The 14,296-nt window shown below is 69.1% G+C and carries 13 protein-coding genes; 10 read left to right on the top strand and 3 right to left on the bottom strand.

The window, feature by feature from the left end; genetic code table 11:
• Positions 1–651: 651 nt before the first annotated feature.
• Positions 652–5,172: a putative Ig domain-containing protein gene (locus J2Y70_RS16625; protein ID WP_309919932.1), complete on the bottom strand. Its 4,521-nt coding sequence runs from the start codon at positions 5,170–5,172 to the stop codon at positions 652–654.
• Positions 5,173–5,435: 263 nt separating this feature from the next.
• Between J2Y70_RS16625 and J2Y70_RS16620 the strand changes: the two genes are divergently transcribed.
• From J2Y70_RS16620 to J2Y70_RS16605, 4 genes are all read left to right on the top strand, one after another.
• Positions 5,436–5,981, top strand: a complete 546-nt coding sequence (locus J2Y70_RS16620; protein ID WP_309919930.1) for a tail fiber protein — start codon at positions 5,436–5,438, stop codon at positions 5,979–5,981.
• 58 nt (positions 5,982–6,039) lie between these two features.
• On the top strand, positions 6,040–6,567 hold the full coding sequence (locus J2Y70_RS16615) for a tail fiber protein (protein WP_309919928.1): 528 nt from the start codon (positions 6,040–6,042) through the stop codon (positions 6,565–6,567).
• A 59-nt stretch (positions 6,568–6,626) separates the two neighbouring features.
• On the top strand, positions 6,627–7,163 hold the full coding sequence (locus J2Y70_RS16610; RefSeq protein ID WP_309919926.1) for a tail fiber protein: 537 nt from the start codon (positions 6,627–6,629) through the stop codon (positions 7,161–7,163).
• 64 nt (positions 7,164–7,227) lie between these two features.
• Positions 7,228–7,728 (top strand): GNAT family N-acetyltransferase, encoded by a 501-nt coding sequence (locus J2Y70_RS16605; protein ID WP_309919924.1) that lies wholly within the window; start codon positions 7,228–7,230, stop codon positions 7,726–7,728.
• Here the strand turns inward: J2Y70_RS16605 and J2Y70_RS16600 are convergent.
• Positions 7,721–8,008: a hypothetical protein gene (locus J2Y70_RS16600; RefSeq protein WP_309919922.1), complete on the bottom strand. Its 288-nt coding sequence runs from the start codon at positions 8,006–8,008 to the stop codon at positions 7,721–7,723. The two genes, J2Y70_RS16605 and J2Y70_RS16600, sit on opposite strands and share 8 nt — an antisense overlap.
• 355 nt (positions 8,009–8,363) lie before the next feature.
• Here J2Y70_RS16600 and J2Y70_RS16595 point away from each other — a divergent pair, with 355 nt between their 5' ends.
• The 6 genes from J2Y70_RS16595 to J2Y70_RS16570 all read left to right on the top strand — a co-directional run bounded on the left by J2Y70_RS16595 (position 8,364) and on the right by J2Y70_RS16570 (position 12,600).
• Complete coding sequence (locus J2Y70_RS16595; RefSeq protein WP_263396365.1) at positions 8,364–9,155, top strand: ABC transporter ATP-binding protein; 792 nt, start codon at positions 8,364–8,366, stop codon at positions 9,153–9,155.
• The gene (locus J2Y70_RS16590; RefSeq protein WP_003466288.1) at positions 9,155–9,904 is read left to right on the top strand and encodes an MlaE family lipid ABC transporter permease subunit; all 750 of its coding nucleotides are present in this window, start codon (positions 9,155–9,157) and stop codon (positions 9,902–9,904) included. Before J2Y70_RS16595 ends, J2Y70_RS16590 begins: the two co-directional genes overlap by 1 nt.
• A 103-nt stretch (positions 9,905–10,007) precedes the next feature.
• Positions 10,008–10,553, top strand: coding sequence for an outer membrane lipid asymmetry maintenance protein MlaD (gene mlaD / locus J2Y70_RS16585; RefSeq protein ID WP_263111720.1), 546 nt, complete (start codon positions 10,008–10,010; stop codon positions 10,551–10,553).
• A complete protein-coding gene (locus J2Y70_RS16580; protein WP_309919919.1) occupies positions 10,550–11,218 on the top strand; it encodes an ABC transporter substrate-binding protein in 669 nt (222 codons plus the stop codon). Before mlaD ends, J2Y70_RS16580 begins: the two co-directional genes overlap by 4 nt.
• A gap of 7 nt (positions 11,219–11,225) precedes the next feature.
• On the top strand, positions 11,226–11,522 hold the full coding sequence (locus J2Y70_RS16575) for an STAS domain-containing protein (protein WP_309920011.1): 297 nt from the start codon (positions 11,226–11,228) through the stop codon (positions 11,520–11,522).
• Between the two features lie 4 nt (positions 11,523–11,526).
• Positions 11,527–12,600, top strand: coding sequence for a VacJ family lipoprotein (locus J2Y70_RS16570; RefSeq protein ID WP_309919917.1), 1,074 nt, complete (start codon positions 11,527–11,529; stop codon positions 12,598–12,600).
• Between the two features lie 1,097 nt (positions 12,601–13,697).
• Here the strand turns inward: J2Y70_RS16570 and J2Y70_RS16565 are convergent.
• Positions 13,698–14,237, bottom strand: a complete 540-nt coding sequence (locus J2Y70_RS16565) for a glutathione peroxidase (RefSeq protein ID WP_309919915.1) — start codon at positions 14,235–14,237, stop codon at positions 13,698–13,700.
• Positions 14,238–14,296: the final 59 nt, after the last annotated feature.

The following is a 14,296-nucleotide window of genomic DNA, read 5'->3' as shown; positions in this document are numbered from 1 at the left end:
CCGGATGCGCGCGTGCGGTGGCGTTGCGGGATGGTGGTGGCTGGCTGTTCCTTCTCCCACCGGGAGAAGGTGCCCCGCAGGGGCGGATGAGGGTACGGGCGCAGCCTCGTGCACCCAAACTCCGCGAGACGCTTCGCGCCGAACCCTCACCCCAACCCCTCTCCCGACGGGAGAGGGGCTACGGCTGTTCCTTCTCCCATCGGGAGAAGGTGCCCCGCAGGGGCGGATGAGGGTACGGGCGAAGCCTCGTGCACCCAAACTTTGCGAGACGCTTTCGCGCCGGACCCTCACCCCAACCCCTCTCCCGGTGGGAGAGGGGCTACGGCTGCTCCCTTCTCCCACCGGGACCATGGCCCCCCTTTCGGGGGAAGGTGCCCCGCAGGGGCGGATGAGGGTACGGGCGCAGCCTCGTGCACCCAAACTTCGCGAGACGCTTTCGCGCCGTACCCTCACCCCAACCCCTCTCCCGGTGGGAGAGGGGCTACGGATGCTCCCTTCTCCCACCGGGACCATGGCCCCCTTTTCGGGGGAAGGTGCCCCGCAGGGGCGGATGAGGGTACGGGCGCAGCCTCGTGTACCCAAACTCCGCGAGACGCTTCGCGCCGGACCCTCACCCCAATCCCTCTCCCGAGGGGAGAGGGGCTTATCGCGTCAGTACTTCTTTTCCACGTTGAACATCCAGGTCTGGTCGCTGCCGCTGTCGCCGTCGGTCACGCCGCGGTATTCGACGCGGGTGGACAGGCCCTGTTCGGTGGTGAACACCGCGCCCAGCCCCAGCATCAGCCGGTTGCGGTCGAACACGCTCAGCCCGGTGCGGTACAGCGGGCCGCCGCTCAGGTCGGCGTAGCTGAGCGTGGCGTCGCCGCGGCCCTGGAAGTCGCGCTGGTATTCCATGCGCAGCTGCGGGGTGAACTGGCCCCAGGACATCTCGCGCCGCCACTCCAGGCGCAGGCCGAGGTTGCCGGTGGTGGTGGACACGTCCATGTCCGCGTAGTGCAGCGCGTACGGCGCCATCGCCGCTTCGCTGTAGGCGTCCAGCGTGGCGCGGGCCATGTCCACCCGCGCATACGGGGTGATCTGCCAGTCGCCGCGCTGCAGGTCGGCGCCGGTGGACACCGATGCGATCCACTGGCTGCCGTCGCGGCCGCCTTCGGCCAGTTCGCCGTTGTCGGTCACGTAGCGGCGCAGGTCGTAGGACAGCAGCTGGTAGCCGACCAGGGTGTCGAAGAAGAAGTGCTGCCCGGGATGGACGCTGGCATACAACGCCAGCGTGTACGCGGTCGCCTTGCTGCGGCTGCCGTTCCTGCCGACGTCGCTGTCGTCGCGGCCCCAGCCCAGCCCCGCGCCCAGCGCCAGCCAGTCCGACGCCCGGTAGTCGGCACCCATGCTCAGGCCGTCGGACTGGAAGTCCACGCCGGCGCGCTGCGCCTGCTTGTCCAGGCTGCCGGAGCGGATCGCACCGCCCACCCACAGGCCGAGGTCGCCGTCGACCGCGGTCCTGGCGGTCGGCGTGCGCGTGGCCGCCGGATCGCCGGCGTCCATCGCCGTATCCGCATCCCAGGTCGGCTGGCTGCACGGCTGCGCCGTCACCCCGCGCTCGGCCTGGCGGCAGTGCGAGCTGGCCTGGAAGCTCAGGCTGTTGTCGAAGCTGCGATCGCCGCGGTGGGTCGCCTCCAGCCGGCGCTGGAAGTTGTCGATCTGCGCCTTGGCGAAACGCCGGGTCGACTCGGCCTGCGCATCGATCAGCCCGCGCACTTCCGCATCCAAAGTCGGATCCGGACGCGGCGCGACCACGAACACGATGGCCGCTTCGGCCGACGTCGCATAGGCATTGGACAGGGTGAAGCGCACCGTGGCCTGGCCGGAGAACGCCGGGTTCGGGGTGAAGGTCATGATGAAGCTGGGGCCATCGGCCGCGGCTGCGGTCGGAACACCAGTCGCCGCCGCGCCGCCGCTGCGGGTAATGGTCGCGGTGCCGGCATTGGCCGGCATGATCGCCACCAGCGCGGCAGCCACGAACGGCCCACCGGTCGCGTTGCGGGTCAGATCCACCGTCTGCGCTTCGCCGGACACCGCCTGCATCGTCGCCGACGCCGCGACAGGACGCGCATTGACGGTGATGGTGACCGTGGCCGGCGCCGAGGTGCCGCCGGCGCCGGTGGCGGTATAGCTCAGGGTGTCGGCGCCGACATAGCCGGCGGCCGGCGTGTATATCAGCTGCACGCCGTTCACCACCGCGGTGCCGTGGGTCGGCGCCGTCGTCACCGCGATCGTGTCGATGCTGCCGGTGTCGTTGCCGGTCACCGCCAGGGTCAGCGCCGTCTCGACCAGCGTTGCGCCGGTATCGTCCACCGCCACCGGTGCCGGCACCGCCGCGGCGATCGCCACGGTGTAGGCCTGTGCCGCGGTGAAGCCGTGCGCGTCGGTGACAGTCACGGTGAAGGTAGAACTGGCGATGGCGGTCGGGGTGCCCGAGAGCGCGCCGCCCGCGGCCAGGGTCAGACCGGCCGGCAAGGTGCCGGCGCTGACCGCGTAGCTGTACGGCGCGGTGCCGCCACTGGCGCTCAGGGTCTGGCTGTAGGCGTTGCCGACCGTGCCTGACGGCAATGTCGGCGGCGCGACGCTCAGCGTCGGCGCGGCGATCGACAGCGTGTACGCCTGCGCCGCAGTAAAGCTGCCTGCGTCGGTGACGGTCACGGTGAAGGCGAAGCTACCGGCAACCGTCGGGGTGCCCGCCAGCGCGCCACCGGCCGCCAGGCTCAGCCCGGTCGGCAACGCGCCGGCGCTGACCGCGTAGCTGTACGGCGCGGTGCCGCCGCTCGCACTCAGCGTCTGGCTATAGGCGCTGCCGGCCGTACCGGTCGGCAGCGTCGGCGGCGCGATGCTCAGCGTCGGCGACACGATGCTCAGGCTGTAGCTCTGGCTCGCCTGCCCGGCGCTGCCGGTGGTGCTGTCGGTCGCGGTCAGGCTGAAGTTGAAATTGCCGGCCACGGTCGGCGTGCCGCTGAGTGCACCGGTCGCGCTGTTGACCGTGACGCCGGCCGGCAATGCGCCGGCGCTGAGCGTATAGGTGTACGGCGCGATGCCGCCGGTCGCCGGGTTGATGGCGGCCGTGTACGCCTGGCCGGCAGTACCGCCCGCCAGGGTGGTGGCCGGCAGGGTGAGCGTCGGGCTGGCCACGACCAGCGCGTAGGCGCGGTTGCCGCTGGTGGGGCTGCCGCCGCTGTCGGTGGCGGTCGCGGTGAAGTTGAAGCTGCCGCTGGCGGTCGGCGTGCCGGACAGCACGCCGGCGGCGCTCAAGGTCAATCCGGCCGGCAATGCTCCCGCGCTGATCACGAAGGAGTAAGGCGCGGTGCCGCCGCTGGCACTCAGGTTCTGGCTGTAGGCGGTGCCCGCCGTCGCCGATGGCAGCGACGCCGGACCGACAGTCACCACCGCATCGTCGTTGGTGATGGTGCCGGTGCCGGTGGCGCGGGCGATGCCCGCGTTGCTGGCGCCGGACAAATCGACGCTGAAGGTCTCGTTCGGCTCGACCGCGGTATCGCCGTTGACGGTGATCGCCACGCCTTGCGCGGTGGTCCCCGGCGCGAAGGTCAGCGTACCGACGCGCGCGACATAGTCGCTGCCGGCGGTGGCGGTGCCGTCGGCGCTGGCGTAGTCGACCGATACGGTCTGGCCGCTGGCCGCGCTCAGGCTCACCGTGAAGGTGGCCGTGGTGGTGCCGCTGTTGCCTTCGTTGACGCTGACATCGTCGATCGACAGCGTCGGCTGCGCATCGTCGTTGACGATGGTGCCCTGGCCCTGGGGGTCGCTGACGCTGGCGCCGCTGACGTTGCTGACGTTGACGAAGAAGTTCTCGTTGGCTTCGTTGAGCGAGTCGCCGTTGATCAGCACGGTGAAGGTGCCGCTGCTGCTGCCGGCGGGGATGGTCTGCCCGGTCAGGCTCGAGGCGACGTAGTCCACGCCCGCAGTGGCGGAGCCATCGGCCGTGGCGATGTCGAAGCTGACGCCGCCGGCGCCGGCCGGCTGGCTCAGCGAGACGGTAAAGGTCGCGTTGCTGGTGCCGGCATCGCCTTCGTTGAGGCTCACATTGTTGATGCTCAGCGAGGGCACATCGTCGTTGGCGATGGTGCCGGTGGCGCTATCGGGCGAACCCACGCTGTAGCCGCTGCCCGCGGCCAGGCTGATCACCACGGTTTCGTCGGGTTCGACGGTGCCGTCGGCGGTCGGATTGATGGTGATGGTGCCGATGGTCTGGCCGGCGCCGATCACCAGCGGCGAGCTCACGGCCGCGTAATCGGCGCCGGACGTGGCGCTGCCGCCGACGCTGAAGGCGACCGACGTCGCGTTCACCGGGGCCTGGTCGAGCGTGACGGTGTAGACCAGGTTGGTGGCGCCGTCCTCGGACACGCTGGCCGGGGCCACCGCGATCGACGCGCTGGGCACGTCGTCGTCGAGGATGGTCGCGGTCGCCGCGGACGGGCTGCCGATGCCGTAACCGCTGCCGCTGACCACGCTCATGATCACCGTCTCGTCCGCTTCGACGGTGCCGTCGGCGATCGGCGTGATGGGGAACGTGGCGGTGGTGGTATTGGCCGGAATCACGACGCTGCCCACCGCGCCGTTGTAGTCCCCCCCGCTGGTGGCGGTGCCGCTGGAGGCGATGTTGACCGTCGTCGCCGAATTGCTGGTCTGGCTCAGCGTCACCGTGTAGGTGAAGGCCGCGCCGCTGTCTTCGTTGCGGCTGGCCGGCGCGACCGCGATGCTGGCCGATAGCGCAGGAACGACGGTGATGTTGACGGTAATGGTGTTGCTTTCTCCATCCTCCAGCGGAAAGCTGTCACTGGCGGTGGAAATTCCGTCGTGGGTATAGGTGACGATCTGGGTGCCCTGCGGGCCGCTCGGGTTCGGCACGTCGAGCGTGCCGTGCGCCGGCTGCACGCCATCCCAGCCGACGCCGATGTCGTAGATTCCCGTGCCGTCGCAGGTGGTGACGTCGATCTGCACCGAGCCGCCCTGCACGACGCTGGTATTTATCGTCGGACAGAACTGGGAGGGCGCCGCTGCAGCCGCTCCGGAATACAGCGTTGCCACCAGCAACAAGGCGAGCATTATCGGCCAGCGCGAGGCAACGCGCGCCCAGCCGAAAGAGACGGTGCATTTCGTAGACATATTCCATTTCCCCAAAGGTCGCGCCATCCCACTGACGCCGGCAACGCTCCTGGTGCCTCAGACAGCGCGAATATAGGCCTTTGCAAGGCGTATCCCCTTCGCGCCGCCCCGCATTTGAACAGTAATTTTTACTGCGGGTAAAGCAACAAATGCGCTGAGACTGTCTCGTTCATTATTATCAAGACTTGCGTGTCAGGAAATCCGTGATTAAGTAGAGCGCGCCGGGCACGATGCCCCGGCACCACAATCGGGGGGAGATCCGCATGAGCGAGTTCTTCATCGGTCAGATCATGATGACCGGTTTCGTTTTCGCGCCCAAGTATTTTGCGCAGTGCAACGGACAGATATTGCCGGTCAACCAGAACCAGGCGCTGTTCAGCGTGCTCGGGACGCGCTTCGGCGGCAACGGCAATACCACCTTTGCATTACCCGACATGCGCGGACGCACGCCACTCGGCGCTTCGCCATCGGCGGATCCGGCCTGGCAACCGCCCGCGGCGCCGGTCGGGCAGGTGGGCGGTTCCGAGAACGTCTCGCTGCTGCCGGACAATCTGCCTGCGCACAACCATCTACTGCAGGGCTCGAGCGCCGCGGGCAACAACCGCAACCCATCCGGGAACCTGTTCGGCAACAACGTCAGCACCACCGGGCCGGCGTCGGCGCTGTATGCGGCGGCGGGACCATTGGTGGCGCTGAACCAGGCGTCGATCGGCCCGGCGGGCAGCAGCCTGCCGCATCCGAACCTGCAGCCGTACACCGCGCTCAATTTCTGTATCGCGCTGAACGGCATCTTCCCCTCGCGCAGCTAAGCCGCCCTCCATCCGCGCGCCGATGGCGCGCAGTGCACCATCGACCAGGAAGGACACCATGGCCACTCCATTCATCGGCGAGATCCGCATGTTCGGCTTCGGCCGCACCCCGCAGAACTGGCAAGCCTGCGACGGCAGCCTGTTGTCGATCGCCGAATACGAAGTCCTGTTCATGCTGATCGGCACCACCTACGGCGGCGATGGGCAGAACACGTTCGCGGTCCCGGACCTGCGTGGGCGCCTGCCGCTGCATCAGGGACAGGGGCCGGGCCTGAGCAATTACGTGCTCGGCCAGATCTCCGGAACCGAAGCCGTCACTCTCATCGGCCCACAGATGCCGGCGCACACGCATACGCTGGTGGCCACGACGGCAGCCGCGACCGCCACCGCACCGGCCGGACTGTTGCCGGCCGCGGTCGCCGCTGACGTGTTCTATGCGACCGACATCACCGGCGCCACGGCGGTGGCGATGTCCACGCAATCGACCACGATCATCGGCGGCGGCCTGCCGCACGACAACCTCATGCCGACGCTGACGGTGCAGTACTGCATCTCCACCGCCGGCATCTTCCCGCAGCAGAGCTGATTCCATTCGCCGCGCCCGCCTCGCGGCGGCGCCCGTCCGTTCCATCGGAGCACTCGTTCATGACCGAACCCTATCTTGGCGAAATCCAGCTGTTCGGCTTCGATTTCAACCCCGTGGGCTGGGCGCTGTGCAATGGCGCCATGCTGCCGGTGCAGCAGAACAGCGCCTTGTTCTCGTTGCTCGGGACCGCCTACGGCGGCAACGGCAGCAACACGTTCCAGCTGCCGAACTTCTGCGGGCGTGCCAGCTGCGAACAAGGCCAAGGCCCTGGTTTGACCAGCCGGCAGCGCGGCGATACGTTCGGCGCGGCAGGAGTCAGCCTGCAGACCACGCAGATTCCGCCGCACCAGCACGCCGCCACAATGTTTGCGCAGCCGGACCGGACCAAGAAGAGCGGCACGCCCACTGCGGGCGCGGCGTTGTCGGCACTTGGCAGCAGCACCGCCCGCCCCTTCGTCACGGCAGCACCAAACGCGCAGTTCGCGCCAACGGCGCTGCAGCCCACCGGCACCGGCGCCGCACACCAGAACCAGCAGCCCTACCTGGCGGTGAACTTCTGCATCGCGCTGTCGGGAACCTACCCGGCGTTCGATTGAGGCCAGCGCGGTGGCTGCGGCTGGTTTCCCGGATCGAGGCGATCGCCTTGAAGCCCCGGCGGCGTTGCGCGCACGCGGCATCGGCCTGCGCGCGGCACGCGATGCCGACCTGCCCTGGCTGCGCGACCTGTACGCCAGCACCCGCAGCGCGGAACTGGCCGCGGTGCCATGGCCTGAGGCAGCCAAGCGCGCGTTTCTCGACCAGCAGTTCTCGCTACAGCACGCGCACTATCTAAGCCACTTCGCCGACGCCGACTTCCTGATCGTGGAAACCGCGCAGGCGCCGCTGGGCAGGCTCTACCTGCAGCGCGGCGCGACGCAACACGTGCTGGTCGACATCAGCCTGCTGCCGGCCTGGCGCGGGCAGGGTGTGGGCACCGCGCTGGTCGCGCATGCGCAAGCGCTGGCGGCCGCGGCCCGATGCCCGCTGTCGCTGCATGTGCTGCAGGCCAATCCCGCCGCCCAGCGGCTGTACGCGCGGCTGGGCTTCCTCGCCGGCGACGCCAGCGAAACCCACCTGCAGATGCACTGGCGCGCCGCCTGCGCGGCGCCGGCGCTCAGCTGAACACGGCCTGGTACAGGAAGCCTTCGCGCTCGCGCGCCACCGGCACCAGGAAGATCCCCACCTCGCCCAGGCGCGCATGGCGCATGCGGTAGATCTGTTGCGGGAACAGGAACGAGGAGGTGTTGCGGAACAGCAGCGAGAACGGCGCGCGCTGCGCGGGGGTCTTGATCGGCAAGGGCCGCGCCTCGACCAGCACGAAGGAGATCTCGCCCTCGTTCAACTCCGCCGCGAACGTCTCGTTCACGCTTCCGGCGAAATGTTCCAACGTCAGCAATTCCATGTACGACTCCCTGTCGCGGCGCCATCGCCCTGCGCATCGTGGCGGTCCGCGGCAGCGCGCACAAGGCCGGCGCTGCGCAGCGCCGCCAGATCGGCACCGCCACGCTACAGTGACTGCACGCGGCACCGCGTCCCGTCGCAGGACCGACACGGCGGCGGCACGCGCGAAGCCTTGGAGAACCTGACGACGCCCGGCGTCGACCGGCCGCCCCAGACCCAAGACACGCTGTTGCATGTACGGCGTCCCCGGACCACGCGCACGCGGGCTTCACGGATGCGACAATACTGCACGGCCCAGTTCGGTTAAGTTCAGCGGACTGGCTCAATCCTGTGTTGATTTTTCGTTAAAGGCCGCGATGGCGTCTCCCGAATCCAACTTGGTGCAGCTGTCCGGCGTGCGCATTGACCGCGGCGGGCGCGCGATCCTGCGCGACGTCTCGCTGGCGGTGCCGCGCGGCAGCATCACGGCCGTGCTCGGCCCGTCGGGCAGCGGCAAGTCGACGCTGCTGGCGGCGCTGACCGGCGAGCTGGTCCCGGTCGCCGGCACGGTCGAAGTGTTCGGCCAGCCGCTGCCGCACGGCAGCCGCGCGCTGCGCGAGACGCGCAAGAGCATCGGCGTGCTGCTGCAGGGCAACGGCCTGCTGACCGACCTGAGCGTGGCCGAGAACGTGGCGCTGCCGCTGCGCGCCCACACCCGCCTGCCCGAGCCGGTGCTGCAACGGCTGGTGGCGCTGAAGCTGCATGCGGTGGGTCTGCTCGCCGTCGCCGACGCCTGGCCGCGCGAACTGTCCGGCGGCATGGCGCGGCGCGTGGCGCTGGCCCGCGCGCTGGCCCTGGACCCGCCGCTGATGATCTACGACGAACCGCTGACCGGGCTGGACCCGATCGCCTCCGGGGTGATCATGAGCCTGATCCAGCGCCTCAACGACACCCTCGGCCTGACCAGCATCATCGTCAGCCACCACGTCCACGAGACCCTGCCGATCTGCGACCAGGCGGTGGCCATCGCCAACGGCGGCGTGGTTTTCGCCGGGACCCCGGACGCGCTGCAGGCCAGCGCCGACCCGCTGCTGCAGCAGTTCCTGCACGGCCGCCCGGACGGCCCGATCCCGTTCGATGCGCCGGCGCGCGCGCGGAGCGCCGCCTGATGGGCGCCGTCGCCTCGATCCGCGCGCTGGGCCGCGCCGGGCTGTTCTCGATCACCGTGCTGCGCGGCTCGCTGCCGACCCGCGATTTCCTGGCCGAGCTTGTCCGCGAGATCTACAAGGTCGGCGCGCGCTCGCTGCCGATCATCGCCGTCGGCGGCGCCTTTGTCGGACTGGTGCTGACCCTGCAGGGCTACCGCACGCTGCAGACCTACGGCGCCTCCGACGCCCTGTCCACGCTGCTGGGGCTGTCGCTGTACCGCGAACTGGCGCCGGTGCTGACCGCGCTGCTGTTCATCGGCCGCGCCGGCAGCTCGATCGCCGCCGAACTGGGCCTGATGCGCGCCACCGACCAGATCAAGGCGCTGGAGCTGATGGCGATCGACCCGGTGGCCAAGGCGGTGGCGCCGCGCTTCTGGGCGGCGGTGCTGACCGTGCCGCTGCTGACCGGCATCTTCTGCTCGCTGGCGATCAGCGCCAGCTACTTCGAGGCCGTGCACGTGCTGGGCCTGGACAAGGGCACGTTCTGGTCGGCGCTGTCGAGCAGCGTGGATTTCTGGGACGACTTCGGCGTGGCGATGCTGAAGTCGGCGGTGTTCGGCGGTACCGCGGCGCTGGTCGCCTCGTACGTCGGCTTCCATGCCGAGCCGACCATCGAGGGCACCTCGGTGGCCACCACCCGCGCGGTGGTGAACGCCTCGCTGCTGGTGCTGATGTTCAATTTCGTGTTGTCGGCGCTGCTGTTCCAGTAGGGACCGCACGCCGCACCGAGGCCCGCCGTCGCTGGCGGGTCACCGCTTTAACGGCCCCGGCACTGTCGCCGCGGCCCGGATGAATCAACAAGGTAGACACGTTATGGCTATCCGTGGTCCCCGTCTCGAGTTCGCCGTCGGCGCCTTTCTGCTGCTGGGCCTGGCCTCGCTGCTGGTGCTGGCGCTCGCCTCCACCAACCGCCAGTGGGGGTTCGGCGGCGGCCGCTACGAGCTGACCGCCCGGTTCTCGCAGATCGGCCAGCTGCGCCAGCAGGCGCCGGTGAAGATCGGCGGGGTGATCATCGGCCAGGTGGCCAAGATCGAGCTGGACCCGGCCAAGTTCGACTCGGTAGTGACCCTGGCCATCGACGACCGCTACAAGGACCTGCCGGCCGACACCTCGGCCGGTATCCTGACCAGCGGCCTGCTCGGCGAAAGCTATGTCGGGCTGCAGCCCGGCGGCGATCCCGACACGCTCAAGCCGGGCCAGGAGATCGCCTTCACCCAGCCGGCGGTGGACCTGATCCAGCTGGTCGGCAAGTACATGTTCGGCGGCGGCAGCGGCGGAAGTAACACCGGCGCGACACCCGCTGCCGCATCCTCCGCGAACAGCCCCACTCCCTCTACGGAAACGGAACCCAAGCCATGACCAACAAACTGCTCTCCGCCGCTCTCGCCGCTGCGCTGGCCGTCGCCGCTCCCGCCGTCGCGCTGGCGCAGGCCGCGCCCGCCGGCGCCGCCGCCCAGCAGGGTTCGGCCAGCAAGGTCGTGCTCGACAACAGCACCCGCATCCTGGCCACGCTGGAACAACGCCGCGCCGAGTTCAAGAGCAACAACGCCGCGCTCAAGCAGTTCATCGACAGCGAGATGAACAAGTCCTTCGACCGCGACTATGCCGCGCGCCTGGTACTCGGCGTGCACGGCCGCGGCGCCTCCGATGCCGACGTCAAGCTGTTCGCCGATGCGATGGCCGACAACCTGATGCAGCGCTACGGCACCTCGCTGCTGACCTTCGAAGGCAAGCCGCAGGTGCGGGTGAAGTCGGAAACCCCGCTGCCGGGCGGCCGCGGCGCCAAGGTCTCCACCGAACTGCTGCGCAGCGGCGGCGACCCGATCCCGGTCGACTACCTGGTGCGCAATACCGGCGGCAACTGGAAGATCTTCGACGTGATGGTGGAAGGCGTGTCGTACGTGCAGACCTTCCGCAACCAGTTCGACACCCCGCTGCGCACCAAGTCGATCCCGCAGGTCGCGGCCGACCTGCGCAACGGCGCGCTGCAGGTCGCACCGGCGAGCAGCAGTGACAAGAAGTGAGCCACGCCTGCGTCGCGACGGCGACACGCTCGCGCTGAGCGGCGTGCTCGACCGCGCCGCCGTCACCGCGTTGTGGCCGGCGGCGCTGCCGCTGCTGGCCGGCACGCGCGCGCTGGATCTGCGCGAGGTATCGCGGGTGGACAGCGCCGGCCTGGCGTTGCTCGCCGAACTGGCCGCACGCCTGCGTGCACAGGGCCAGGCCGAGGTCGCCATCCACGGCACCCCGGCCGGCCTGACCGAATTGAGTGCCGCCTACCGGCTGGCCTCGACCCTGGATTTCCAATCTCCCCCGGCGGCGAGCTGATCCCATGAACGTGCTGCGTATTCTCACTTCCCTGGCCCTGATCGCCGCCCTGGGCGCCTGTGCCGGCGCTCCTAAACGCACGCCACCGCCGCCACAAGCGGCCGTGGCCACCCCCGAGGCGATACCCGCCGACACGGCGGCCGCCGATGACGCGCGCGCCGCCGAGGCCGCGACGCAGGCCGCCGCCGAGGCACAGGCGGCACAGGCACCCGCCGCCGGCGAAGCGATGGCCGCTGCTGCGGGCACGCCGCCGACTGGCGGCGCCGAGACGTCGGCCGAGGGCGACTATGCCGCGCTGTACGGCGGCGACCCGTACAACCCGGTCGCCGATCCGACCCTGCCGGCCGGCGTCGCCGTGCCGCAGAGTTTCGATCCGTGGGAGAAGTTCAACCGCAAGGTCCACAAATTCAACAACGTGGTCGACCGCGCGGTGGCGCGGCCGCTGGCGCGCGCCTACGTCAACGTGGTGCCGCGGCCGGTGCGGCTGGGCGTGACCAACTTCTTCGACAACCTCAGTTCGCCGCTGACCATGGTCAACCAGCTGCTGCAGGGCCGGCCGTTGCAGGCCGGGCAGACCCTGGGCCGGTTCCTGATGAACAGCACGCTGGGCATCGCCGGCATCTTCGACCCGGCCAGCGACGCCAAGCTGCCACGGCGCAGCGAGGACTTCGGCCAGACGCTCGGCGCCTGGGGCTGGCGCCGCTCGCGTTACGTGGAGCTGCCGCTGTTCGGGCCGCGCACGGTCCGCGACGTCTTCGGCCTGGCCGGCGACGCGCCGCTGTCGCCGTTGCGGCAGATCGAGGAAGACACGGTGCGCATCGGCCTGCAGGGCCTGCAGCTGGTGGACACCCGCGCGCAGCTGCTGTCGCTGGACAGCCTGCGCGACGAGGCGCCCGACGAGTACCAGCTGACCCGCGACGCGTGGATGCAGCGCCGCAGCTACCAGATCGAAGGCGACCTGCACACGCACAAGCGCCAGGACAACGATCTGCCCGACTATCTGCGCGAGGAAGAGACCAATCCGACCGTGCCGGTGGACGCGATGCCGATCCCGGAGTGGCGCGGCGGCAGCCGCTGAGCCGAATGCGCTCGCGGTGGTACGAAAAACCCGGCTTCGGCCGGGTTTTTTTGTGGCTGAATCCTTCTGACATTTCCCGCTGTGGGGGTATCGCGATCGTGAGAGAGCATTACGGCGCGACTTGCGGCGCAGGACGCCCGGCGGCATCGCGGATGCCATGCATGCCGTGCACGCAGCAGGCTTCGCTATTGCCGTTGCTTTTGCGTTGTTCTTGCCGTTGTTCTTGCCGTTGCTCCTGCTGTCGCTCCTGCTGTTGCTTAGCTTTTGATTTACCGGGCCCCCTCAGCGCGGCAGGCCCGGCGGGCGAATACCCGAAGGGCGGCGCGCAGGATGCGCGCCGTTTTTCGCCGGCACATGGATGTGCCGTCGAAAAATGCCCGTTGGGACTGCGGACCTGGAGCGCGAAGCGCGGAAGGCGCGCTGCGGGGTGTGCTTTCTTTTGGTTACTTTTCTTTGCACAAGCAAAGAAAAGTGACCCGCGCCAGCGGAAGCCGTTGCTCTTGCTTCAAGCTTTCAAAGCTTCAAGTGCCAGCACAAAGGCAGAGGCAAAGCTTTCGCCTTGCGGCGAGTCACTTTTCTTTGCTCGCGCAAAGAAAAGTAACCAAAAGAAAGCGCGCCCTGCCTACGCGCCCTACGCGCTGCGCGCTACGGGTCCGCGGATGCACCGGGGATTCGCGGAAGGGGCATCCTGCCCCTGCCGCGAACGGCGCACATCCATGTGCGCCGCCCCTTCGGGGTTTTTCCCCGGTCCATCCGCCGCTGCGGAAGGGAACCCGGTAAGTCAAAAGCAACAGCCAAAGCCAAGCCAAAGCCAAAGCCAAAGCCGAAGCCGAAGCGACAGCAAAGGCGACGCCGCGCGCTGCATGCACTCGCGACGCAGCACAATCCGCAATGGCAGGCGCGCGCGTCCGTCGCCTGGATCAGCGACGAGCGCCAGCCGCGTGACTACTGTGGGAGCGGCTTCAGCCGCGACGAGCGGAGCCGGAACCGCAAGGGGTGCGATGGCTCCTCGGGTCCGATGGCCGAGCCACCCGGAGCCAAAACAGCGCATCCGGATAGCCAGGCATGGCCTTGCGGCAGCGAACGCCGCAGGCCATTTACGCCAGCGCCGCCTCGATCGCCGTGCGCAGGCGCGGATCCTCGGCCGTCACGTCCGGCGCGAAGCGGCCGACGACCTGGCCGTCGCGGCCGACCAGGAACTTCTCGAAGTTCCACAGCACGCCCGGCGCCGGGTTGGGCTCGATGCCGTAGCCGCGCAGCTTCTCGCGCATCGGGCCCTCGCCCTCGGTCTGCGGCTGCGCGTCGATCAGCGCGCGGTACAGCGGATGCGTGGCCTCTCCGGTGACCGCGATCTTGGCGAACATCGGGAAGGTCACGTCGTAGGTGAGCTGGCAGAACTGCTGAATCTCCGCCTCGCTGCCCGGCTCCTGGCCCTTGAAGTCGTTGGCGGGAAAACCGAGCACTTCCAGCCCGTCGGCCTGCTTTTCGCGGTACAGCGCCTCCAGCCCTTCGTACTGCTTGGTCAGCCCGCACTTGGAGGCGACGTTGACCAGCAGCAGCACCTTGCCGCGATGCTCGGCCAGCGACGTCGGCTGGCCTTCGATGGTGGTCAGCGGGATGTCTTGGATCGACTGCATGCACGGCTCCTGCAACGGAATGGGGAGCGCAAGCATAGGCGCATGGGCCGTGCAGCGGC

It is taken from the genome of Xanthomonas sp. 1678 (assembly GCF_031455575.1).
GTDB lineage: Bacteria > Pseudomonadota > Gammaproteobacteria > Xanthomonadales > Xanthomonadaceae > Xanthomonas_A.
The sequence above is the reverse complement of the archived record's forward strand: the minus strand, read 5'-3'. Positions and strand labels throughout refer to the sequence as shown.